The organism is Pseudomaricurvus sp. HS19, from assembly GCF_009857815.1.
Taxonomy (GTDB): Bacteria; Pseudomonadota; Gammaproteobacteria; order Pseudomonadales; family Cellvibrionaceae; genus Pseudomaricurvus.
On sequence record NZ_WVVW01000012.1, the window covers coordinates 1 to 23,723 of the forward strand.

Consider the following 23,723-nt stretch of genomic DNA (forward strand, 5'->3'; position numbering starts at 1 on the left):
GCGCAGCGTGGCGACCCATGTCTGGCACAGCTTGGCTACATCGTGCTGTACATGGATGATCCACATCACCCTCTCTTGCCCGTTGGGCAATTCACCTTGTTGCTTCGGGGCAAACCCCGCCCCTCGCAATGACGGTTCAGGGGGTGTTAGCGCTCGTAATTATGCCGCTTACCGCTTCTGTGTTGCAAAATTGTAAACGTAGTATTGCAAATAGTTCATTTTACGCAACATGAAGGATGGCGTACACTGCGCGCCGTCAAACTGTCCCCTGGTGGCTCCTGAGCCATTCCCGGCGACAGTATCAGGCTTATAGAGCGGGCTGCACGGGCGGCCCGCGTTTACTCCGAGAGGTGCATCATGCAAGTTTATTACGATAAGGACTGTAACCTGTCCATTATCCAGGGCAAGAAAGTTGCCGTTATCGGCTACGGCTCCCAGGGCCACGCCCACGCCTGTAACCTGAAAGATTCCGGTGTTGACGTGACCGTTGGTCTGCGTCCTTCTTCCAGCTCTGTGCGCAAGGCTGAAGCTCACGGTCTGAAAGTTGCTGATGTACCTACCGCTGTTGCCCAGGCTGACCTGGTTATGATCCTGACTCCTGACGAGTTCCAGGGCCAGCTGTACCGCGAAGAGATCGAGCCAAACATCAAGCAGGGCGCTACCCTGGCTTTCGCTCACGGTTTCTCCATTTTCTACAACCAGGTTGTGCCACGCGCTGACCTGGACGTGATCATGATCGCTCCTAAAGCCCCAGGCCACACCGTACGTAACGAGTTCGTTAACGGCGGCGGTATCCCTGACCTGATCGCTATCTGGCAGGACGTTTCCGGCAAGGCTAAAGAAGTTGCCCTGTCTTACGCCATGGGCGTGGGCGGCGGCCGCTCCGGTATCATCGAAACCACTTTCAAAGACGAAACCGAAACTGACCTGTTTGGTGAGCAAGCGGTTCTGTGTGGCGGCTGTGTTGAGCTGGTTAAAGCGGGCTTCGAAACCCTGACTGAAGCCGGTTACGCCCCTGAAATGGCCTACTTCGAGTGTCTGCACGAGCTGAAGCTGATCGTTGACCTGATGTACGAAGGCGGTATCGCCAACATGAACTACTCCATCTCCAACAACGCGGAGTACGGTGAGTACGTGACTGGTCCAGAGGTAATCAACGAGCAGTCCAAGCAGGCTATGCGCAACGCCCTGAAGCGTATTCAGGACGGTGAGTACGCCAAGATGTTCATCGCTGAAGGTCAGACCAACTACCCATCCATGACCGCTCGTCGTCGCAACAACGCTGCGCACCCAATCGAGCAAGTGGGTGAGAAGCTGCGTGGCATGATGCCATGGATCGAAGCGAACAAAATCATCGACAAAACCAAGAACTAAGTTTTTCTTAAATTCGGTTTAAAACGATGCGAAACGCGGCCTCCGGGCCGCGTTTTTTGTTTATGGAGGGCAGGACGCTTCGCTACAGGACGCATTGCTACAGGGCTTGAGGACGCTTCGCTACAGGACACTGCGCCCCGCCCTGTAGGAGCGCAGTCCCCCGCGCGATCCTTTTTCGTAGGCGTGCAGTGGCCCAGACCATCTCATCTTCCGGTTGCACCGGAATTCACCTTATCCCCTGCGCGATCTTTTAACGCGGTCAATGATCGCCCGGAGGACCGGGCTCCTACGATAAATCACGCACCAGCGTTCGCAATCCTGTAGCGAAGCGTCCTGGCCCCTGTAGCGTAAGCGTCCTAATCTCCATAGCGGGCTGGGCTCCCCCGGTGAGAACAAGTATGATGCTGCCCCTGATATGCCAGTTCTGACCCAGAGGTTGTATGAGCGATCACAAGCAGGAAAACGATAAATCCACGCCGGAGGGCAAGCCACGCAGCAGCAGTCTGCTGGATGAGACGCTGTTGCCGGTGGATGAGCATGTGGAAGAGGTGCAGGAGAACGGTGAGAAGGTACGCCGCAAGGGCATTTACCTGCTGCCAAACCTGTTTACCACGGCGGCGCTGTTCAGTGGTTTCTACGCCATTATGTCTGCCATGCAGGGCCATTTTGAATTTGCGGCGCTGGCGATCTTTGCGGCGATGATTTTTGACGGTCTCGATGGCCGTGTGGCGCGTCTGACCAACACTACCAGTGAATTTGGTGTGCAGTATGACAGCCTCTCGGACATGGTCTCCTTTGGTGTGGCGCCTGCATTGGTGATGTACCAGTGGGCGCTGGTGGATCTGGGCAAGTTCGGTATCGGTGCGGCGTTTGTTTATGTGGCTGGCGCGGCCCTGCGGCTGGCTCGTTTTAACACCCAGGTGGGTACGGTGGACAGCCGTTACTTCGTTGGCCTGGCCAGCCCGGCTGCGGCTGCAGTGGTGGCGGGTATGGTTTGGGCCGGGTACGACGTGGGCATGTCCGGCCGGCCTTCCATTGTGGCGGGTGTTATCACCGCGCTGATGGGGCTGCTGATGGTCTCCAACGTCAAATACAGCAGTTTCAAGAAGCTGGACCTGCGTGGCCGGGTACCGTTTGTGATGATGCTGGTGGTGGTACTGGTGTTCGGCGTGGTGTCGATTGACCCACCGCGTATCCTGCTGGCACTGTTTGGTCTGTATGCGGCGTCCGGGCTGGTGATGTGGGGCTGGTCGCTGCGGAATAAAAAGAGCGGGTGATCAGAAGGTTGTTATCCGCCAATAAAAAACCGGCCATTGGCCGGTTTTTTATTGGCGGAACGCGGTGGTTGTCTGTGGGAGTCCATTCTTAGCGCTCTGTCATTCCCGCGCAGGCGGGAATCCAGTCTCTCTTGCATTGTCATTCCCGCGTAGGTAGGGATACCATCCCTCTTGTTATGTCATTCCCGCGCAGGCGGGAACCCAGTTGGCTGTATATTATTCCCGCTCGACCCAATGGATCCCCGCCTTCGCGGGGGTGACGGGGGGGAGGTCAATGGATCCCCGCCCACCCCAGAGTGCCCTCTCTTGCAGCCACACTGCAATTCACCTTGTGCGCGGGGATGACAAGGTATGGATCAGCGGAATCCCGTACTGCTTGGGGACGACAGGAGCTTTAGCGTCGTGCAACTGGCGTCAGAACCGCACGCTCAAATCCACCCCATACATCCTTGGAGGCATACGCCACACGGTATGCGAACCAATGGCGCTGGCGGGGCCGATATAACCGCCGATGATCTCTTCATCGGTGAGGTTGTTGACCCAGGCGGACAGGGCCCAGCGGTTGCCGGTGGGGGTGAAGGTGGCGCGGGCGTTCCACAGTTGGTAGTCATCCACCGCCTGGTAGCTCACCTGCGAAAGGCGCTCGTCGGTCCAGTTGCCATCCACCCGTGTCACCAGCTCGCCCAGGTCGCTGAGCGGCAGGGTGTACTGCGCCACCAGGTTGATCTTGTGTTGCGGGGTGTCCGCCAACGGCTGGCCGCTGCGGTCCTGGGCGGTGATGGCGGCGCTGTGGTCGTTGGTGATCTCGGTGTCCAGGTAGCTGTAGTTGGCACCCAACAGCCAGCGGTCGGTGGCGCTCCACATCAGCTCCAGTTCGGCGCCGCTGCCCCTGGCGTCCACCAGTGCTACGTAATAAGTGGCTACCGGCTCGCCGGCCAGGATCAGGTCCTGTTTGTTGTCGTACTCGTAGAAGTAGGTGGCGGCGTTGAGGCGCAGCTGGCCATCCAGCCAGTCACTCTTCACGCCCAGTTCGTAGCTGATAACGGTCTCTTCATCGAAGGAGGGGTCGATACCGCTGCCGATGTTGAGGCTGTTAAAACCGCCGGACTTGAAGCCGCTGGCCACCGAACCGTAGACCATAGCGTCATCGGACAGCGCGTAATCCAGCACCAGTCGGCCGGAGACCGCATCCCAGTTGTCCTTGTACTTCACCGGCACAAAGTTGTGGTTGATGCCGTCGGCGTAGAAGGAGAAGCCCACCAGCAGCGGATCGCCATTGATGTCGTTGAAGAAGTAGTTGTTGGGGTTGTAGCCGGTGGCGATGGTGAACTCTTTGCGATCGTAGGTATAGCGGGCACCGGCGCTGAGGTTGAGTTTCTTCGTCAGCGCGTAAGTGAAGTCGCCGTAGAGGGCACTGCTCTCAAAGGTGCCGGTGTTGCGAACCGTCTCCTGCCAGGGATCTTCCGTCAGGCGCGCCTGGATCATGGGCAGCACCGCACAGCCGACTGCGGTGCTGGGGCTGGTGGCTCCCATCACGGCCAGCAGGTTGGTGTCGCTGGCGGGCAGGCCGCAACCACTGGCCACCGCTGCGGGTACCAGGATGTTGTTCAGCTGGAAGTTCTGCGGATTGCCGTAGTAGCTGCTGCCCACCAGGAAGCTGCTGATAAACAGGCCGTCGATGTTGTAGCCGTTTGGAAACAGTGTGCCGTTGAAGCCGGGGTTGGCACCGGCCTGGTTGAGGGAGCGGATCAGGTTGGTGCGCTCGGCAATGTCGAAGGGCTCTGCGTCCGGCCCCAGTCCCACCAGCGCCGGGTTCGCCAGTGCACCCTGGTAGAGGGCGAAGGTTTCAAAGGTGGTGTAGTTGTATTCGGTAAGGGTGGTGTGATCCACATGCTCACGGTTGTAGACCGCACCCAGTGTCCACTTCAGACGCTCGGTCTCGCCGCTGAAACGAAACTCCTGCGACAGCTGGTCCTGGTCGTCGGTGTTGTTGGAGTGGAAGCGGTGCTGGATATCGGCAGAGCCATCCTCGTCGTTGATAAAACCGGCGTTCATGGTGCGATAGCCGGTGAGGGAGGTGAGGCGGAAGTGTTCAAAGTCGTGCTGGATTTCCAGCGAGGTGCCGAACAGTTCGCGCTGCTCCACCGAGTCCAGGTCGACGGCGATATCACCGAAGGGATCGAACGGTTCATTCACGCCGCCGGCGTCATACACACTCCCGGTGGTGGTGTAGACGGCGCCGGAGTTCTGGTCCATGTGGCTGTAGTCCGCCCGCCAGGTGACATCGGTGCGGTCGTTGGGCTGCCAGCGCAGTGACAGGCGCAGGTTCTGGTCGTCGACGCTGTTCATGTCGGCGCCGGTGAGGTTGTTGAGGTAGCCATTGCGACGGTTGATGGCACCGCTGACCCGCATGGCGATGGTGTCTGTCAGGGGCGTGTTGTAGACGAAGTCGACATTGCGCTGCTGGTAGTTGCCGATAGACAGGGTGGCGCTGCCGCTGGTCTCCTGCACCGGTTTGTTGGTGATCAGGTGGATGGCGCCGCCGGTGGCGTTGCGGCCAAACAGGGTGCCCTGCGGTCCCTTGAGGATTTCCACCCGTTCCAGGTCGTTGAAGATCAGCTCGGCACCGGCACCGCGGGCGGAGTAGATGCCGTCCACATAGACCGCTACCGCCGGTTCGGAGCCAACGGTGAAGTCGGTGGTGTGAATACCACGGATGCTGTATTCGGGCTGGGTGGAGGAGTCGTTGTGCATCTCCGCCCCGGGGGTGAACTTGCCCAGGTCAGTTAGGCTGCGGGCACCGAGGTCGCGGATGGTACTGGTGCTGAACGCCGAGATGGCAATGGGCACCTGCTGCAGGTTCTCGTCGCGCTTCTGGGCGCTGACGGTGATCTCTTCCAGCAGGGCAGCCGGGTGTGCCGCCTGTGCAAAAATCAGTGGCACAGCGAAGGCCACCACCCGCACAGGGGCGTGTATTTGTCGAAACTTCATTGGGTGTGCTCGGCTCTTATGTCCCCGTTGTGGGGAGCGGCTCTTTGTGCAGCGGCCCTGCTGGCTATTCGTGTCCCGTTAGTGACGTTAATCCTAAACTTTCGTCGTAGTTAAGAAAAGGAGAATCAGTTCACGCTGGTGGCACTTTACATTACTGGTGGTTGGTGAGAGGCAGGCGCACCTGAAATTCGGCCCCGCCAAGGCTTTTACTGCGGGTGATATCAAGGCTGCCGCGATAGGCGCTGATGATGTCGGTGGCCACCGCCAGGCCAATGCCCTGGCCGGGTTGGGCGGTGTCGGCGCGGGCGCCGCGCTGGAGGATGGTGTGACGCTGCTCGCTGGCCACCCCGGGACCGTTGTCCGCCACGGTGATCAGCAGGCTCTCCGCCAGGGTGGCGGCACGGATGGTGACCTGGTCCTGACCGTACTTGCAGGCGTTCTCGATGAGGTTGCCGAGCATTTCGAACAGGTCCTGGCTTTCGATGGGGTAACGGGTGTTGGCCAGTATGTCGATGTCGAAGTGGATGTTCTTGTCCCGGTAGACCTTGCTCATGGCGGCACACAGGCGCTCCGCTATCGGGGCGATGTCGATGTCGCTGTGGCGCTTCTGGTCGGTCTGCAGCACCGCGCGCTGCAGTTGGTGGCGGATGATGGCGCCCATCCGTTCCAGCTGCTCACGCATCAGGGGCAGGTTTTGCTGTTGCTGCTGTACCTCGCCCTGGAGGATGGCCAGAGGGGTCTTGAGGCTGTGGGCCAGGTCGCCCAGGGTGTTCTTGTAGCGCTCGCGCTGCTGCTGTTCACTGCCGAGCAGGTCGTTGAGACTGTCGGTGAGGGGGCGGATCTCATCCGGGTAGCGGCCGCTGAGGCGTTGCCGGGGGGTGCCGGGCAGGCGCCGTATCTGCCGGGTCAGGCGCCGCAATGGGCGCAGGCCCCAGGCGAGGATCGCCAGCTGGATCAGCAACAACCCCATGGAGAGCAGTGCCAGTCCGTACCAGAGTTGCTGGCGGTAGGTTTTCAGTTGCTGCTTGTAGCTGTCGCGGCTGTGGAATATCTCCACCCGCAATGAGATGGGGCGATCATCAGCGTCCAGCCACTGCAGGTCGCGGGTAAAGCGGAACAGCTTCTTGTCGGAGCTCAGGCGTTTGTAATTGAGCCGGTAGGGGGCCTTGCTCACTGGCAGGGGCTGGTCCAGCAGGCGGGCAGAGCCGGATTGCCACTGCACTTGCCAGACCGGCTCGCCGCCGGTGGCTATGGCGATCTGTCCGTAGAGTCCGGAGTTGATATTGCTGTAGCGGGGATCCGGCAATTGCTCGGGCATATAGAGCTCGCCGTCCTGCAGCTCGGCGGCCCCCAGCAGCACATAAAACTGGCTCTGCAGCTGTTCCAGCTCGCCGGCAATCAGGCTGTCCTTGAAGGCCCGCTCCAGCAGCAGGCCGCTGGCACCGGTAAACAGTGGCAGGGTCAGCAGGCTGGCGGCAATCAGGCGGCCGCGCAGCGAGTTGAGAAAGCCGAAAGGCGAATCAGGCCTGCGGCTCAAAACGGTAGCCCTGACCGCGAATGGTGTGGATAAAGCCCATGCCTTCGCCGTTCTCCAGTTTCTTGCGCAGGCGGCCGATAAAGACCTCAATGGTGTTGCTGTCGCGCTCGAAATCCTGGGCGTAGATGTACTCGGTAAGTTCCGATTTGGAGATCACCTTGCCCTGGTTGCGGGCCAGGTACTCCAGCACATTGAATTCGTAGCTGGTGAGGTCGACGGTCTGCCCCTGCAGTTGCACCAGTTTCTTGTCGTAATTGATGGTCAGCGGGCCGAACTGCCAGCTGTTGCTGGCCTGGCCGGCGGAGCGGCGTACCAGCGCCTGCACCCGTGCGCGCAGCTCCTCCTGGTGAAAGGGCTTGGTGAGGTAGTCGTCGGCACCGGCCTCCAGACCCTCCACCTTGTCCTGCCAGTCACCGCGGGCGGTGAGAATGAGGATGGGCATCTCCTTGCCGCTCTCGCGCAGCTGGCGAATCAGCTCGATGCCGTTTATGTGTGGCAGACCCAGGTCAATGATGGCCAGGTCGTAGCGGTACTCTTCGCCAAAGTAGAGGCCTTCGCGGCCGTCGCTGGCGCTGTCTACGGTAAAGCCCAGCGCCTCCATCTGGCGGCGGATCTGCAGTTGCAACTGGGTTTCGTCTTCAACAATCAGCAGGTGCATGGCGGTTCCTGTTATTCGGGGTGGCGGTCGGCTTACTTGCGGGCACTGATGGTGACGACGCGCACCTGGCCTTCGTGCAGCAGCTTGACCTTGTAGCTGCCATTGTTGCGCTTCACGCTCACCACCTTGCCGGGGTAGCGTTGCTGGGCAATGGCCGCTGCCTGTGAGGGGCTGATCTCGGCACCCTTGTTGGACTGAGCCTGAACACTGCCGGCACACAATGTCAGCAGAAGTAAAAGCGCCAAAACACGACCGCTGTGGCGGCGGATGGCGCTGAAGCTGCTGAACAATTTATCGACTGCCGTCATGGCTCACTCCGTTACGGGTATTGCTTGTGGGGTATTGAATTCGGGTGAGCGGTGCTGATTCAGCGCATCGGTCTCACGTTTACCGCCACCTTGATTCTCTTGCCGGGATCGTAGTCCGTCTGTGTGCGGTAGTCATGACCCTGGTAGCGGTAGTCGACATTGTAACCAACAATACGCTGCTCGTGCTCGGTACGGTATTGGGTTTCACACACTTCCTCTTCCACAACCCGGGTGTGACCGCTGTCGCGATTGCGTGAGTTGCCTATATCACGACCAATGCTGCCGCCGAGGATACCGCCTACCGCGGCGCCCACTTTTTTGTTGCTGCTGTTGTGGCCCAGTTCATTACCCAGGGCGCCGCCGATGATGGCGCCGAGGATCATGGGGGTGTGGGAGCGGGACTGCTCGACTGGCACGTAGCGGGTCTCGATGTAGCAGCTCTGCTCCGGAATACGGTGGGCGATGGTTTCGTAAATGGGCTCGACGTGAGTCACGCGGGCGAAGTCTTCGCGATGATTGCTGTAACCCTTGTCCTTGTAGTGGCCATAGGCGTGTCCGGGAGGAGTTGCCAGTGCCGGGGTCGCCATTGCCAGGCTCAGCAGTGAGGCGCTGACGGCGGTTGCAATGCGGGATTTCAGTTGGCTTTTCATAACAGGGCTCCTTGCGGTGCTGTTCTCTGACTGTTGGTGACAGCTTAAGCCCGTTAAACTGAACCTTGTCTGAAGCAAACCACCGAAGCCGGAAAACTCATGTCTGCCACCACCGACTACCCATTGTTTCCCCTGTCACAGCCGCTGTTCCCGCAGCAGGTCATCCCGCTGAAGATCTTTGAGCCGCGCTACCTGGACCTCATCAGCCGCTGTTTGAAGGAAGACAGTACCTTCGGTGTGGTGCAGATCCGCGAGGGCAAAGAGGTGGGCAACGTGCCGCTGATCTTCCAGGTGGGGGTGGAGGCCCGTATCGTCGACTGGAGCCAGATGCCCAACGGCCTGCTGGGTATCCAGATCCGCGGCGAGCGCAAGTTCTCCGTCACCGGCACCCGCATCGGTGAGCGCAACCTCACCCTGGCGGAAGTGGAGTGGTTGCCCGATGAGCCGGAGCTGCCCATTCCCCCACACTTCGACGGTCTGGTGGAGCTGCAGCAACAACTGACCCAACACCCGGTTGTACAGGCCATGAACCTGCCGTCACTCACCGATTCCCGCACCCTCGGCTGGCAACTGGCCATGCTGCTGCCCATGAGCATGCCCGAGCGGGTCAACCTGCTCTCGCTCAGTGACCCGTTACTGCGGCTGGAGAAGCTGGCGGTGATTGTGGAAAGGTTGGGGGAGGGGGAGTAGGGGCAGGACGCTTCGCTACAGGACGCTGGCGCTACAGGCTTTAGGACGCTTCGCTACAGGACGCGTTGCTACAGGATTCAGGACGCTTCGCTACAGGGGGGGCCTACAAGGGCGGCGCTTCGTTAAAGGTTCCATTTTTTTCCTGTAGCGAAGCGTCCTGTAGCGTCAGCGTCCTCCCCCACTGTAGCGAAGCGTCCTGAATCCTGTAGCAACGCGTCCTGTAGCGAAGCGTCCTGAATCCTGTAGCGCAGCGTCCTTTCCCCTATCAATTCAAAGAAGCCGACAAATACTCCGCCAACCGATCCACTGCCTGGCTGGAGGCTGGCTGCGGTTTCACCAGGCTGATGGCCATCTGTCCCAGCTTGGGGTAGCGGTCGCTGACGGGCAGTACGCGGAGGTTGGCAGGTACGGTGCTCTTGGCCAGCACGGTTACTCCCAGCCCCTCTTCGATGGCGGAGCGGATGCCGGCCAGGTCGGGGTTGGTGTAGACCAGTCGCCAGGGGATGTGGCTGTGGCGCAGGGTGTCGATGGCTCGCGCCCGGTAGATGCAGCCGTCCGGGGCGACGATCAACGGGGTGGGGGTCTGCAGGTAGGTGTCGTGGCTGGCGCTGGTGACCCATACCAGCTCGTCCAGCTTGACCCGGTCTTCTGCGGCAATTTGTTCCGGGTCGCGGTGCAGTCCGAGGATCAGGTCGAAATCCAGTCGTCGCCGCTCGTGCAGCAGGTTTTTGCTCAGGTCGCTGGTCACCTCCAGGGTGACGTTAGGGTAGGAGTGGGAAAACAGGCCGACGATCTTGGGCAGCAGGGTGGAGGCGAACTCGCTGGGAATGCCCAGCCGCACCTTGCCCGCCAGCAACTCCTCGTTAAACAGGTCGATGGCCTCATCGTTGAGGTTGAGGATCTGTCGCGCGTAGGGTTTGAACGACTGCCCTGCCTTGGTCAGGGTGACGGAACTGCCGCGGCGCACCAGCAGGGTCTGCCCCAGCAACTGTTCCAGTTTTTTGATCTGCTGGCTGATGGCGGGCTGGGTGCGACCCAGCACTTCGCCGGCCTGGGTAAAGCCGCCCAGTTCGCTGACGGTGATAAAGGCGCGCAGGGCGTCGATGGATAGGTTTTTCATGGTAGGGGTGAGTAAGGACGCTTCGCTACAGGGTTGAGGACGCTGGCGCTACAGGACGCTTCGCTTCTAGGAGCTAGGACGCTTCGCTACAGGGTCGAGGACGCTGGCGCTACAGGGGGGGCTCCTACAAGGGCGGCGCTTCGTTAAAGGTTTTGGTTTTCCCCTGTAGCGAAGCGTCCTGAATCCTGTAGCAACGCGTCCTGTAGCGCAGCGTCCTATTAAAATTCCTAATCCCGGAAGCATACCCATTAGATTCGGTAATCTCCAGACCCGGATGCCCAGCGCCGGTCTCCGCCCCTCACCCCACCTCCTCAACCGTGATCAGGTAATCCGACAGGTGCAGCCTGGTGCCCGGAGCGATACGAATCGGCTTGCCCTCGACGACCGGGACCTGGGTGGAGGATTCACCGCCAGTCTGGGCGCTGGAGCCGTAGGAGGAGCCCAGGTCCTCGTAGTACCAGTGACCCAGCCGGAAGGTGATCTTGCCGTGGGTTGAGGATACCGACGGGTGTTGCACCACCAGGTCGGCGTTGGCGCCGCGTCCCAGGGTGTAGCCACCGCCCACGTTGGCGGAGCTGAGTTTGGCCCGCAGGCCTTCTCCGGTTAACAGAATCTTGCGGGTGTCGCCGGTGGGTTTCTGACGGCTGGGAGCATCGCTGGAGTGGCTGGCATCGCCCTGCTGTGGGCCGGAGACCTTGAACCGGTGATCAGACAGGCTGAATTCACAGGGGAGGGCGATAGACAGCGGTTGGCCGCTGGGGATCTTACTGCCGTTAATGGAGGTGCCGTAGCTGGAACCGAGATCCTCCAGGTAGCAGCTGGAGCCATTGGTGGTCAGGCGCGCGTGCATGCTGGAGACCGACGGGTTGTCGATAACGATATCGCAGCGATCTGAGCGACCGATCACCACGCCCTTGCCGGACAGTTTGGCCGCGTCGAGCTTGTGTGTGCGGCCGGACTCTTCCAGTAGCAGCGCGATGCCCGCCGGACGCTTGTCGGCGGCGGGAGTGGCTGGTTGATGGAAAGGCGCTGCCGATGCTGGTTGGGAATGATCATAAGCCGTGTTGGTGGCTGCTTCGGGGCGTGCCCGGCGGATGATGGTAACAATCCCCAGGATCATCAGACCGGCGGCAATGGCGGCGGCCAGCGCCAGCGTCGGGGAGGGGCCGGTAGGCTCCGGCTCCGGCTTGGGTTCCTTCACCGGCGGCTTGGGCGCGGGTGGCTTGACCTCCGGCTCAGGCTTCACTTCCGGAGCAGGTTTCACTTCAGGGGCCGGTTTAACCGGCGGTTTGGCCACGGGTGGTTTAGGCGGCAGGCTCCAGTTGCCGGGCACACCGACGGCATCCATGGCTTCATGCACGGCTTGCCACTCGGTGCCGTGCTTGCCATAGAGGCGCTCGGCGGCCTTGGCAAACATCATGCGGGCATTGGCAAAGTTGGTGGTGGGGGTGAAGTGTTCAGTAACCGCCAGAAACCAGATGTTGAGGGCTTTCTCTACACCGATACCGGTGACGGCCTTGCCGCCCAGGCGCCTGTGTGGGCCCCCTTCGGCCAGCAGGTAGTAGGCGTGGTTAATAATGGAGGAATTGATGTGCACGCCGCCATGATCCTCCCGCCCCTGATAACGCTCCCGGTAGTGATCCGGGTAAGGTCTGGGAGAGCGGAGGTCGGGCAGGCGGTAGGTCAGTCTGGCGGGCTCCTTGAAATCCCGGGAGGTCCCCTTGCGCCAATCCCCGCGAGCCGGGCTGCTTTCACGACCGTTCAGCCAGATTTTGAACGACACTCCCACCGCATCGGAAAAGGCCTCGTTCAGGGCTCCGGATTCCTTGCGGTAGATCAGCCCGGAAGAGTAATCCACTACCCCATGGGAATACTCGTGCATGATGGTGTCAGGGTGATCAAGCTGTGCGTGGGGGATGTGCATGTAGCCATAGGCGCGGCCATTGATCTTGATGTTGGTCCACATGGCATTAAAGCCGTTGCCCGAGCAATTGACGCCGGTTGCCTCAGGGTGGCTGCTCCACCAACTGCCCGATGCCACGGCGAAGGGAACCGGACCTCCGGCAGACAAGCCCTGATGAAACTTCGTATTCAGGAAAGCATCGATCTTTTCAAACAGGTCGGCAAGTTTGCGGGGCTTGGGATTGGTCGTGCCGCTGGTGGAGGTGATCGCGCGTTTACCGAGGATCTGTTTCTCCACCAGGAATGCCAGTTCCTCGAACAGGATCAGGCCACCGGTACGGTTGTATTGCTGGCAGAGTTTATCCACGTCGACAATATGGTATTGGTCGCTGTACTCGCGGGTAAATTCGTCCAGCTGCTCGCCGTTGGTGTCGATGACATATTCCGTAATCAACCCGGACTGCGGTGATTTTAATTCGCCGCTGACGCGAATGGCTGCGAGAAGCTTTTCACCCTGACGCCAATAGATCTTTTCCGCCTGCCACTGGCCGTTACTGTTGATATCGTGTTGTTGCAGGAAACGTCCCGCTATGGAATGGTAATCGATACTGTCGCTGTAACTTTCAAAATCGGCATCACTGGCATTCAGGTAAAAACTGTCCGGTTGCCCCTGTCGGGTCACCAGCACCGATTGCTGCAGGTAGACGGGAATGCCCTGCAGCGTTTGCTGGATGCGGAAGCTGCGGTAACCGCCGGCGTCTGTTTGACCACTGCTGTTGGCCGGGGTAACCACCAGCTCCGAATCCGGGTGAAAACCGTACTCCTGTTTATTGTCCTGTAACCAGCGCGCTACGGCCTGCTTGTCATGCAGTGGCGTGGAAGCCGCTGGCAGATCGTTCAGAGTCAGGGGAGCCTTTAGCGCAGTGGACTGGCCTTCGCCATCGTCTGCGGCGTAGAGGCTGCCGCTGGCCAGCAAGCCCAGTCCGAGCAGTGGGTACAGCCAGGGTTTCATGGAGTCTCTCCGCCTGAGATTGTGAGAGGTTCGGTCAACTCCACGGAGCAATCGGCGGCCAGCAGGTAGTAGCGGGCCGGCTCATTGTTAATGACCAGCTCATCCACCCACAGAAAATCCTGGTGGGCGGCGCTCACAAGCAGGGTGGGCTCCGGTGTCTGGCGCTGGCCAGCCGGCACGGCATTGTGTTGTTGCAGACAGTCGGCAAAGGAGTGGGCCGGCGCTTCGGGCAGCTGCTGCAGTTGCGGGATCTGACCGGATAACACTTCCACCTCGGTTACGGTAGTGCCGTCCACCAGCAGGCGTACCTTGAGTTCACCGCCCAGTACCGGCGCCAGTTTGTATAAAAATTTAACCGTGGCGATCCACTCGCCGGTGAGCTCAGACGGGGAGCCTTTGCCCAGCCACAACTTGTCCTGCTGGCGCATATAGCCATGGCTGACCAGGTAATCCTTGATGGCATCCACCACATCCGGTTCGCCGGCGGGAACCGGAATACGAATACCCTCCACATACAGCAGTCCCTGGTTGAGACCCTCTTCGCCTTCGAAGCCCGGGGCGGTTGCAGGGCTGTCTTCGCTATTACTGTCGTTGCCGGGCTGGGTGGCAGGGCTGCCTTCGCCTGCCTGTTCGCTGTTGCCTTGATTGTCATCGCCGCCGTTTTCTTCCCCGGCTGCAGTGCTGGCGGTGGAGGGCGCAGTGGCTGCGTTTCCACTATTGTCCGGGGAGAGGCTGCGCCAGGCGCTGTAGCCCAGTAGGAGGGCGGTCATGATCAACACTCCCGCCAGCAAGGCGCGGTGTTTTGGGGGAGTCTTGCGCACGACCACCACCTGATTCCGGGTCCCGGTGTCGGTAGCGGAGATGGCGGCAGGCTCTGTGGTGACCGGCTCTGTGGCGACTGGTTCTGCGACGGCGGGCATCAACAGCAGGGCACTGGTGTTGTCGTGGCCGGGATGGGCGGCAATATAGTCATCAACGCGATTAAGAATCTGCGCTTCGCAATTGCGCTCGCGCACCAAAGCAGGCAGTTCGGCATCGGTAAAAATGTCCCAGAAACCATCGCTGCAAACCAGGTAGCCAGCGTCGCTGTCAGCGTCCCAGTGATGAACGTCGAACATACTCTCGGCGCGGCCATCAATGCAGTTCAGTAACTGGTTGCGGGCCGGGTGGGTGGCCAGCTCTTCCTGCTTCAGTGCACCCAACAGGAACTGCGCGTAGACCCAGGAGTGGTCGCGACTGTGTTCTGCAGTGTCGCTGCGCAGTTGATAGATACGGCTGTCCCCGGCGTGTACGGACCAGGCCTGGCCGTCGCTCAGGTAGAGGGCAGCGAGGGTGGATTGGCTGCGGTGGCCGCTGGAGGACTGCACCTCGCCAACACGATCGTTGCAGCGTTGGGCAAAGGCTTGCAGCCAGGCTTCAGTGTTGGCTGTCGGTGCCCCCTCTGCCCACACCTCCGCCGCCACATCAACAATTGCCTGCGCTGCCAGCTCGCCCCGGTCGGAGCCTCCGACGCCGTCGGCTACCACAAGCAACCATTGGTCACCGGCGGCGTTGGCGAAGTGAGCCACCCGGTCCTGGTTGCTTTTACGGCCGCCAATGTCGTTCAGTTCGAAAGTGAGAGAGTAGGGGGTGCTGGGCATAATGGTTCCTTGGGCTCGGGCGGCGGCATCAGCGATACCGGCTAACCTGCCGTAGTCGTTGCTGCAATTCCGGGATGGTCTGTATGCGGGATTTCACCGATGGCTTCAGGGCCGACCAGAGCACTTCCGCCAGTGCGACGTTTTCGTTCATGGCCACTACGTCGATCAGCTGTGACATGGGGTCCTGTTCTGCAGGGCCGTCCGTCGCGGGCCTCTCTTCTGTGTAGGGCAGCATGTGCGCACTTAGCAATCGCACGATGGTGGCCGCGATGCCGTGTACGTCAGTCCAGGGGCCGATGTAATCGTCACCTCCCATCTGTTCCGGCGCTGCGTAGCCTTCGGTGCGGGGGGCATAGCGGCTGAGTCTGCCGCTGCTGAGCTTGACGGCGCCGAAGTCCAGCAACAGCGGTTGCTGGGAGGGTTGGCGAATAAAAATATTTTGCGGTTTAACGTCGCGGTGGAAGATGCTGCGCTCATGGATAAACGCCAGCGCATCCATAATGCAAAACATCGGCTCCTGAATCTCGTCCCAGTAACAGCCCCGCTGGTGTTGATTTATGAAGCGGGAAAAGTAGTGATCCAGTGTCGTGCCCTGTTCATAGTGCATCACCATGTAGGCGGTGTTGTTGGCGTAGAAACTGTCGTACACATAGACCACGTTGGGGTGATCCAGGTTGAGCAGGGTCTGGCACTCCAGCTCGAAGCGATGCAGGGCGTTCTGGTAGAACTCGATCTCCTCGGAGAACAGTGGCAGGACTTCGCCATTTTGGCGACACACCGCTTTATTCGGGAAATACTCCTTGATCACCACCTCGTAGCCCAGCCAGCGATGCTCGGCCAGGTAGACGATGCCAAAGCCGCCCTCGCCGAGGACGGATTTGACGATGTAGCGCTGGATGCGGTCGCCGGGGTTGAGGGCGTTGGACGATACAGACATGGACGCTGTTACTTGGGGAACAACGACAGGATCAGGGAGGACGTCAGTGTCGTCATGCCCTTGGACTGAACTATCAGGTCGCCGTTACCCCGCTGGCTAACCGTCTTGTAAAACGTCTCCTGGTCTGCATCTGTGCCGGTATAAATCACCGAGACTTTATTGCCCTTATTCCGGGCGGCAAACGTGTCGACCGCGCTCAGCAGGCGTTGGTTGTCTCCCGGGTGAGGCTTGTCGTCAGTCATGATGACAATAACCTTGTTTTTGGAACCGCTGCGCCAGCCGGTATCAAGAGCTTCGGCAAAGCCCGGGTAGACCGACTCACCGTTGCCGGAAATATTGCGGCCGCTGCCCATACCCATATCGATCTTCACCTGATTAAGTACCTTCTGCACGGCTGCCAAGTCTTTGGTGGGGGTGAGGGGAAACTGATTGGATACCGGCACATCAAATCCCGCGTCTCCAAATGGCACAATGCGGATGTAGGAGCTCTCCGCCAGTTTATCCAGCAGCGCTGCCACACCGCCGATCTCAGCCCTCAATCCGTTCAGCTCATCGTCCATACTGCCGGAGATATCGAGAACCACCACAAAGTCGAGATCCGGCAATTTTTTAAAGCCGGGCTCCGGTGGCGGGCAGGTCATGCACACCACAGGCTTTGGACACACAATGGGCTCGGGACAGACCTGGGGGCCTGCCGCCGGCACCTTGGAGATGTTGGTGAAAAAGGGCAGCGCAATCACCGCCAGCAGAATGAAAGCACCCATGCCTGAGGCGAACAGGTCGAGTGCCGACATGCTGAAGATATTGATTTCGCGGTTTTTCAGTTTCATGGCCGTGTTCCGTTACCGCTCCCTCAGTTGTAGGAGACATCCAGTTCAATGGTGCTCAGGGCCAGCTTGCTGCCGCTGGGCAGGGCCACATCCTGGTTGGGCTCCAGACGATTGCGATTGAGGTAGGTGCCGTTAAAGCTGCCCAGGTCGCGCACGTAGAGGGTGTCGTCCCTGAGGATCAGTTTCAGGTGCTGGCGGGAGATCTCCTCGGAGGTGAGTACACAATCCACCTGTTTGGCTTCGCGACCGATGGACTGTTCGCCGTTCATGGCCAGTGCCTTGCCACTCACCTTGAGCTTGACCGGATTGCCGTCGCCATCGACGCCGTTGAGCAGAATGTCACTGAAGGTTTTGGCGGACGCGACCTTGGCGGATTCCAGCTCCTGGTTGAGTTGCTGGTTGGCATTGGAGAGCATTTCCGCCTGTGAACGCTGCTGGGCCACTTCCAGTTCCTTGGCGGCGATAGCTTTCTTGCGACGGGCGAGTACGAACAGGAAAATCAGCAACAACAGCACAATGACGGCCGCGGCGACAGCTACCAGAATCAATTTCTGTTGCTGTTCCTGCTCGGCTTTCTTGTCGCTCTCTTCCTTGACCTTTTTCGCCAGGGCTTCGGCTTTCTCTTTCTCAAGACGGTTCTGTTCGGCCTCAATGCGGGTCTGCTCTGCCTGTTCCTGCAGCTCCTTCAGGCGCTGCTGCTCTTTCTCCATGGCGGCTTTGGCATCGGCCAGGGCCTTCTCCTTGTCCTTCAGCCGTTGTTCTGCGGCAGCGGCATCACTGGCGGCCTGGCTGGCGGCGGCTTTAACGGCAGCCTCGGCTTTGGCTTTCTCCTCTTCGGCTTTCTGCAGATCCAGCGCGGCCTGATCCTCCTTGCTGAGACAGACGTCGGCCTCGGTGGTGTAAGCCACCGAGTGCTTGTCCAGCAGCGCTTTCAGTTCATCGGTACCCAGGGCGTAAGCCAGCTGTTCGGGGGCTTTCATGGAGTTCAGGAAGGAACCTTCCGCCAGGCTGATCCCGGCCAGTGCCTGGCAGTTGTTGAGCAGGGGAGCGCCCCATTCGCCTTTGCTGTAGAGGGCGTGATGCACATAAACCGTGTTGTCGCCCACGGACTTGACCGGCTCCAGCCGCAGTACCACACCGGGGCGTGATTCTGTGGTGGTGGCGAGAAACACTTCCCGACCTGCCTGCAGCGGCTCCCTGGCCAGCTGCATGGCATCGCCACTGATACCGGTAGCGGAGATCACGGCAACCGGAGTGTCGTCGTCATTGACCTTGATGTCGGCAATCACCCGGGTGGCGGGAGTGCGGCTGGCGTCCAGAAGAACCACCTGGGCGGCGGAGGAGAGCAGCTTGTGGTCCACCACAAAATCGGTGTCGTTCACCTTGGTGGCCAGGCCGGATTTCTGCTTGCCGTCGCGGTCGGTCACTTCCACCTTGTAAGCGCTGCTGGCCATGGCCTGTGCCGACAGCAGCAGGCCGGTAAAAGATGCCGCTACCAGTGCGGTCTTTGACAAAAACTTAATCACCCCAATCCCCTTCAGTTCTTTCCTGTTATGCGTTTGTCGGGACGCCGTTGTGGCGTCCGTTCTGTATACCTGCGACGAGGTCGTGTCGCTATTTCGTGCCGCTATTTGGTGACCTCGGCCTCGTTGCTTTCTTCTGTGTCGCCGTCAAACTGACCCACTTTCAGCACCGCCAGTGTGGCGTTGTCCTGATAGGGACGATCCAGTTGGTCGACGTACTGAATCACCTGCTCCGCCAGAGCCTGGGCCTCGGCGTCAGCGCATTGCTGGCAAATCTGCAGCAGTTCGGTCTCGGAAACAGACTCGATGCCGTCTGAAGCCAGCAGGAACAGATCACCGGGGCGGGCCTCGATGCTGTTCATGTCCAGCAGGGCCACTTCGTAGCCCATGACCGCTGAGGTCACCTGATTGCGCTCCGGATGGTTGGCCGCCTCCTCGGCAGTCATCTGGCCCTGCTGCACCAGTGCCTGGATCTGCGCCTTGCGGGAGTGGTCTTCGTTGATGCGCATGATCTCTCCGTTGCGCACCAGCCAGAGAGGGCTGTCCCCCACACTGACCCACTCGAGGCGGTCGCCGGTGTAGAGTGTGGCCAGCAGGGTGCCGCCCATGCCGTCGCACTCCGGGTACTGGCCGATGTAGGCGTTGAGATGACGGTTGGCATGGTCTACCCCGGTGTAGAGGCGCGCCGCCAGGTCGTCGTTATCACTGTTGCGAAAGCTGTCGAGAAACGCGGCGAGGATTTCGCGGCTGGCAATCTCGCCGTGCACCGCGCCACCCATGCCATCCGACAGCACACTCAGGGTCAGGCCGCTGCTGTAGATCAGGTTATTGACGGCGTCTTCCTGATAACCGCGCTTGCCCTGGGTTTGGGCTACTCCGATATCCAGCATGGTTACTCCCAGCAGAAGCTCTTGTCACAGAAGGCGACAAAACGCAGGGTGGTCTTGCCCACTTTCAGGGTGTCGCCGGAATTCAGAAGCATCTGGCTACCCACTACCTGGCCGTTGAGACGGTTGAGGCTGGAACCGTTGCCCGGACTGATAAAGAACTCCCGCTCTTCATCGTCAAAAATGATGCGTAACTGCTCCTTGCTGGTGATGGTGTCATCACCAAAGTTGAGGCAAATACGCTGCTCTGGTGAGCGGGACACAATACTTTGGCCCGGACCTACCACCAGTGAGCTCCCCTTGCCGGGGCCATCAATAATGACCAGCCAGCCACACACCAGCTCTGCGGTGTTGCCTGCTGATTGCATGCGGCTGCCCATGGCGATCTGGGTGCGGGGCTCTCCCGGCAAGGGGGCTGGAGCAGGGGGCGGATTACCCTGCACATGGTCGAACAAGCCACTCTTCCTTGCCGGTCTGGTCTCGGGTTCCTCGCCGCCCGAGATGTTTTTAGGGCGTACATCCGCAGTAGCCTTCCTGGGGGCGGTCTTGTGATTGGTGCCGTCGTCGACATGGGCAAACAGCCCGGCACCGCCGCTGCGATTGGGCGGCTGTGTATCCGGCTCCTGGGAAGCCTGCTTGTTACGAGGTGGCGGGATGGTGGCCTCCTCATTGCGCGGGCGCGGTGGCTGGGTGCCAACATCATCCTTGTTGTAGCTGCTTTTGACTTCTTGCGGTTTGCCGTCGGGGCCTAAACGATAAGCCATGTTCAATTCCTCACAGGTTGTGCAGATCAGGGTTCTTCAATCAGTCGGTTGACCAGCCGGTCGAGACAGTACTGGCCCACCATGTTCAGGGTGGCTTCTTCCCGGCCCTGGGCCAGGTGCATCATAAATACCAGAATCGCCGACAGGATCAGCGACAGCAGGGTGGTGTTAAAGGCGACCCCCAGCTTGGTGGTCAGCACCGCAACCCACTCCTTGATGGCGGCGCTATTGGTGAGATCCGGCATGTCGCCAGCGGCAGAGAGCGCCAGCGCAATACCGACCACGGTGCCGATAAAGCCCAGGGTCGGGATCAGCCACACCATGTAGCGGATCATGTTGTACTTCAGGTCCACCTCATGCTGCATCAGCTCCAGCGACGAATTCATCAGGCTGTTGGCCTGGTCGGTACTGTTGGTGAGCTGGAATTGCAATGACACACGACCCACCAGCCGCTGCAGGAAGAAGTGACGGCTGCTTTTGTCGGCCGTCAGCGTCTGGTAGATCTTGCCCACTTCCTTGGTGCGATAGAGCATGCCGTCGTCGTCGCTTAGCAGGCCGCGGCGCAGCTGCTGCTTCTCTTCGGTGGCGCGGTGCCAGCGACACCAGAGCTCGCCGGCGCAGACAAAGAAGAAGACCCACATGGCGTTCTGGATGGTGAACGGGTAGATGGGCGAGCTGCGATCATAGAGCACATCGCTCAGGCGCAACTCGGTACTGGTGGCCTCCTGGGGGGAGGTGACAAACGAGGCAATCACCACCCATAAGAAGCCGATAAATGCCGCCCCCAGGGCTACCAGCAAGCGAAAATAGAGATCTTCTTGATCCTTGTTGTTCATACCTTTATCTCATACCTGTAACGGTTGGTTGTTCTTTGCCTGCCATCGCTCCGTCGTCGATTAAACCCGTTGGTTACGCCGCTGCACCTGATAGGCGATAAGCAGCTCCATGACCCGCAATTTGGCATTGCCGATCATGATGTAACTGTTGACGGACAGATCGATGCTTTGGAACGGCAGCCAGGCCTGTTGCTGCTCATGCCAGTAAAAAGACCCGTAACTGCTGTTCTGGTCCTGCAGCGTAATGGCCTGCGAGCTGTATGCCTCAACCTGCAGGTGCACGCGGGAGACGCTGTCGTCATTGACGATAACGTCACACTGTTGCGCACTGCGGCCGACGTAAAACTTCACTGCTCATCGTCTCCCGGGTTTAGCCTGCCGCTTCCAGCAGCGCGATAAACAGGAACACAGCAAGGGCTGCGGTGCTGAGCCCCAGGTAGACCTTGACCAGGGTCTTGAGGCCGGATTTCAGGCGCGCGGCGCCGCTTGTCTCTGCGGCCGCGGGTGTTGGTGCCGGCTTGGCTTCTGGTTTGGGCGCCGATTGCGGCCGCATTTGATGGCGGGTGGGCTCCGGGGTGGCCGTCTCCCGTGCAATCTCCCGGGCTGCCGAACCTGCCGGCTTGTGTTGTTCTTCCGCTGCATAGAGGCCGCCCAGCAACTTGCCCGAATAGTCGTTCTTGCCCGGTACCACACTCTTCGGACCTGCGGCTTTTTGCAGGTGGCGCCGGCACTCCTGCATGGCATCGGCAATATCCAGGCGCATTCCGCGACGGTTGGCGATGCCGTCATAAGGTGATTTTGGTGTGCCGGCCTTGATCAATACCGGCTCACTGGCCGGCGTAAGGTACAGGGCTTGCTCAACCACGGTGGCGAGTTCTGCCCAGCTGCCAATGCGCTTGCCTGCGTCCAGCTCCCAGCAGGCGGCGATTAATTTAGCCAGAACCTCACTGTAACCGGGGCGCAGCTGCCGGAGGACGCTGTCGGCGGGAATGTTGTCCCGCTGGCGGGCACTGAAGTTGGGGGCTTCGAAACCACAGGCCAGACGGTAGAGAATGGCGCCCATGGAGTAGATACCGCCGCGCTCAAACTCGAGGTTGCGTGTCTGCTGGTCGGTATCGGTGCCGGACTCGGGAAAATCGTAAGCGGTAAAGCCGGAACGGCTGCGGCCGGGCTCCTCCAGCCATCCGGGCTGACGCAGCTGGCCAAAGTGCAGCCAGCGATCCGGCATCAGCATCAGCTCCGGGTGGATACTGTTGTTGACCCGTGGCCCGCTCTGGCAAGGCAACTTGTCGAGAAAGCCCTTCACCATTTTCAGCAGGGCGTGCTCGCTGTAGCGAAAGCCTTCGGCTTCCAGATACTCCATGTGCTCCAGCAGTGTCTCTTCGCCGCCAATGGCTGCGGTAAAGGTCATACTGCCCGGATCAAACTGCCCAATTTCAACCTGATGCTGCTCAATGTCATGGGCGTATTCATCCCAATAATATTCGGTCTCTTCTTCGACGAATTCCCGCAGGGCCTCATCCTTCAGTGCCGGGTACCACTGCAGCAGCAGTTGCGGCGCTTGCATGGCGTTGGCTGCGGGACGGGCAAAATAGAGACGCCAGCCGGAACGCTGCTCTCCGGAATCGTTTTTGGAGATGGGCTTCAGGTAGTAAGTGTCGCCGTGGTGTTGGATCTCTGCGCCGTAGGGAAATTGTAATGGTTTGAGGGGCGCGACTTTCTGGCTGCTCTTCCTGGCCCTGGGGGATTTTTTGGCGGCGCTGGTCTTGTTGCTTGAAGGCTTTTCCGCTGCCGCACTATCCCCGGTCTGTTGTTGCAGGGCGACCAGTCGCTGCAGTACTTCTTCCATGGTTTGTGGCCGGTCTGTGGCCTTCAGGGCCAGACACTGGTCGATCAGTTGCAGCAGGGTGTTGCTGTAGTGTCCTTGCGCCCGGGCAGAGGCGGGTTGCAGCGGGTCTTCCTTGCCAAATGACACTTCCATCAGGCGCTTCTGGGCATCGGGACCGGTGGTGCCACAAGCCATGCGGTACATCAGGCCACCAAAAGCGTGGATGTCCAGCGTCGGCAGGGGTTTAGCCTGGGTGTCCATCTGTTCAATGGGGGCGTAAAACGGCGTGAAGGGGGCGTGGGTCTGGGTAACACTGAGGTAGTTCTGGCGGGCGGCGCCGAAGTCGATAATCACCGGACTCTCATCACTGCGACGCATAAAGATGTTATCGGGTTTGATGTCCCGGTGCAGGACGTCCCGCGAGTGCACGTAGGCCAGACCTCCGGCCAGCGGTACCAGGATCGCCAGCAGTTGCTGCTCGCTGTAACGGGTGCCCCGGGACTCGTGGATTTCGATCAGCTGGTTCAGCGGCAGGCCGTCCTCGAAGTCCATGATCAGGTAGGAGGTGTTATTGCCGTCAAACAGATCCTGGCAGTGGACGACGTTGTTGTGCTGCAACGCCGCCAGTGTGCGCCCCTCATTCCTGAAGCGTTGCAGGTTGTCACTGTAGAGGGGCTGGTCGGAGCTGGTGTGCGGCACCACGGTGCTGCCCTGGCGGCCGGCCATCTCCCGCGGCAGGAACTCCTTGATCGCCACCACCCGGTCGTCGAGGAATTCGTGCCGGGCCTTGTAGACAATGCCAAAGCCGCCCATGCCGAGGACAGACTCGATCCTGTAGTGGCTGATATTGCTGCCAATGGGCAGGGCCAGATTGTTCTCTTCTCTATCGGTCATGGTGTGTCTTGCGTGTCCGTGTCCTGCGAATGTCCATGTTCTGACTGGTTCATACCCTGCCCCGT

19 protein-coding genes are annotated in these 23,723 nt (G+C 60.0%); 3 read left to right on the plus strand and 16 right to left on the minus strand.

Annotated elements, in window-relative coordinates:
• Nucleotides 1-357 precede the first annotated feature (357 nt).
• The gene (gene ilvC / locus GSF27_RS15355) at nucleotides 358-1,374 is read left to right on the plus strand and encodes a ketol-acid reductoisomerase (protein ID WP_160970749.1); all 1,017 of its coding nucleotides are present in this window, start codon (nucleotides 358-360) and stop codon (nucleotides 1,372-1,374) included.
• A 440-nt stretch (nucleotides 1,375-1,814) separates the two neighbouring features.
• Nucleotides 1,815-2,651 carry a CDP-diacylglycerol--serine O-phosphatidyltransferase gene (gene pssA / locus GSF27_RS15360; RefSeq protein WP_160970751.1) on the plus strand — a complete coding sequence of 279 codons (837 nt, stop codon included), beginning with the start codon at nucleotides 1,815-1,817 and terminating at the stop codon, nucleotides 2,649-2,651.
• A 414-nt stretch (nucleotides 2,652-3,065) separates the two neighbouring features.
• Here pssA and GSF27_RS15365 read toward each other — a convergent pair whose 3' ends face one another.
• The 5 genes from GSF27_RS15365 to GSF27_RS15385 form a co-directional block, all read right to left on the minus strand.
• Nucleotides 3,066-5,642: a TonB-dependent receptor gene (locus tag GSF27_RS15365; RefSeq protein WP_160970753.1), complete on the minus strand. Its 2,577-nt coding sequence runs from the start codon at nucleotides 5,640-5,642 to the stop codon at nucleotides 3,066-3,068.
• A gap of 151 nt (nucleotides 5,643-5,793) precedes the next feature.
• Nucleotides 5,794-7,179, minus strand: a complete 1,386-nt coding sequence (locus GSF27_RS15370) for an ATP-binding protein (RefSeq protein WP_160970755.1) — start codon at nucleotides 7,177-7,179, stop codon at nucleotides 5,794-5,796.
• Nucleotides 7,163-7,837, minus strand: a complete 675-nt coding sequence (locus GSF27_RS15375; protein WP_160970757.1) for a response regulator transcription factor — start codon at nucleotides 7,835-7,837, stop codon at nucleotides 7,163-7,165. The genes GSF27_RS15370 and GSF27_RS15375 overlap by 17 nt, the downstream gene beginning before the upstream one ends.
• A 32-nt stretch (nucleotides 7,838-7,869) precedes the next feature.
• Complete coding sequence (locus GSF27_RS15380) at nucleotides 7,870-8,145, minus strand: PepSY domain-containing protein (RefSeq protein ID WP_160970759.1); 276 nt, start codon at nucleotides 8,143-8,145, stop codon at nucleotides 7,870-7,872.
• Between the two features lie 59 nt (nucleotides 8,146-8,204).
• Entirely contained in the window at nucleotides 8,205-8,795 is a 591-nt protein-coding gene (locus tag GSF27_RS15385; RefSeq protein ID WP_160970761.1) for a glycine zipper 2TM domain-containing protein, read from the minus strand.
• 99 nt (nucleotides 8,796-8,894) lie between these two features.
• Here GSF27_RS15385 and GSF27_RS15390 point away from each other — a divergent pair, with 99 nt between their 5' ends.
• Nucleotides 8,895-9,485, plus strand: coding sequence for an LON peptidase substrate-binding domain-containing protein (locus tag GSF27_RS15390; RefSeq protein WP_160970763.1), 591 nt, complete (start codon nucleotides 8,895-8,897; stop codon nucleotides 9,483-9,485).
• A 265-nt stretch (nucleotides 9,486-9,750) separates the two neighbouring features.
• Here the strand turns inward: GSF27_RS15390 and GSF27_RS15395 are convergent, their stop codons facing one another.
• From GSF27_RS15395 to GSF27_RS15445, 11 genes are all read right to left on the minus strand, one after another.
• Nucleotides 9,751-10,605 carry a LysR family transcriptional regulator gene (locus GSF27_RS15395; RefSeq protein WP_160970765.1) on the minus strand — a complete coding sequence of 285 codons (855 nt, stop codon included), beginning with the start codon at nucleotides 10,603-10,605 and terminating at the stop codon, nucleotides 9,751-9,753.
• A gap of 298 nt (nucleotides 10,606-10,903) precedes the next feature.
• Complete coding sequence (locus tag GSF27_RS15400) at nucleotides 10,904-13,519, minus strand: M4 family metallopeptidase (protein WP_160970767.1); 2,616 nt, start codon at nucleotides 13,517-13,519, stop codon at nucleotides 10,904-10,906.
• Complete coding sequence (locus tag GSF27_RS15405) at nucleotides 13,516-15,159, minus strand: PP2C family serine/threonine-protein phosphatase (protein ID WP_160970769.1); 1,644 nt, start codon at nucleotides 15,157-15,159, stop codon at nucleotides 13,516-13,518. Before GSF27_RS15405 ends, GSF27_RS15400 begins: the two co-directional genes overlap by 4 nt.
• Before the next feature lie 28 nt (nucleotides 15,160-15,187).
• On the minus strand, nucleotides 15,188-16,096 hold the full coding sequence (locus GSF27_RS15410; RefSeq protein WP_160970771.1) for a serine/threonine-protein kinase: 909 nt from the start codon (nucleotides 16,094-16,096) through the stop codon (nucleotides 15,188-15,190).
• A gap of 8 nt (nucleotides 16,097-16,104) precedes the next feature.
• Nucleotides 16,105-16,926 (minus strand): VWA domain-containing protein, encoded by an 822-nt coding sequence (locus tag GSF27_RS15415; protein WP_160970773.1) that lies wholly within the window; start codon nucleotides 16,924-16,926, stop codon nucleotides 16,105-16,107.
• A gap of 23 nt (nucleotides 16,927-16,949) precedes the next feature.
• A complete protein-coding gene (locus GSF27_RS15420) occupies nucleotides 16,950-18,440 on the minus strand; it encodes an FHA domain-containing protein (protein ID WP_160970775.1) in 1,491 nt (496 codons plus the stop codon).
• Between the two features lie 113 nt (nucleotides 18,441-18,553).
• The gene (locus tag GSF27_RS15425; protein WP_160970777.1) at nucleotides 18,554-19,339 is read right to left on the minus strand and encodes a PP2C family serine/threonine-protein phosphatase; all 786 of its coding nucleotides are present in this window, start codon (nucleotides 19,337-19,339) and stop codon (nucleotides 18,554-18,556) included.
• A gap of 2 nt (nucleotides 19,340-19,341) precedes the next feature.
• Nucleotides 19,342-20,100, minus strand: coding sequence for an FHA domain-containing protein (locus tag GSF27_RS15430; protein WP_160970779.1), 759 nt, complete (start codon nucleotides 20,098-20,100; stop codon nucleotides 19,342-19,344).
• 26 nt (nucleotides 20,101-20,126) lie between these two features.
• Entirely contained in the window at nucleotides 20,127-20,936 is an 810-nt protein-coding gene (locus GSF27_RS15435) for a MotA/TolQ/ExbB proton channel family protein (protein WP_160970781.1), read from the minus strand.
• 60 nt (nucleotides 20,937-20,996) lie between these two features.
• Nucleotides 20,997-21,287 (minus strand): FHA domain-containing protein, encoded by a 291-nt coding sequence (locus GSF27_RS15440; protein ID WP_160970783.1) that lies wholly within the window; start codon nucleotides 21,285-21,287, stop codon nucleotides 20,997-20,999.
• 19 nt (nucleotides 21,288-21,306) lie between these two features.
• Nucleotides 21,307-23,658 carry a protein kinase gene (locus tag GSF27_RS15445; protein WP_160970785.1) on the minus strand — a complete coding sequence of 784 codons (2,352 nt, stop codon included), beginning with the start codon at nucleotides 23,656-23,658 and terminating at the stop codon, nucleotides 21,307-21,309.
• Nucleotides 23,659-23,723 lie beyond the last annotated feature (65 nt).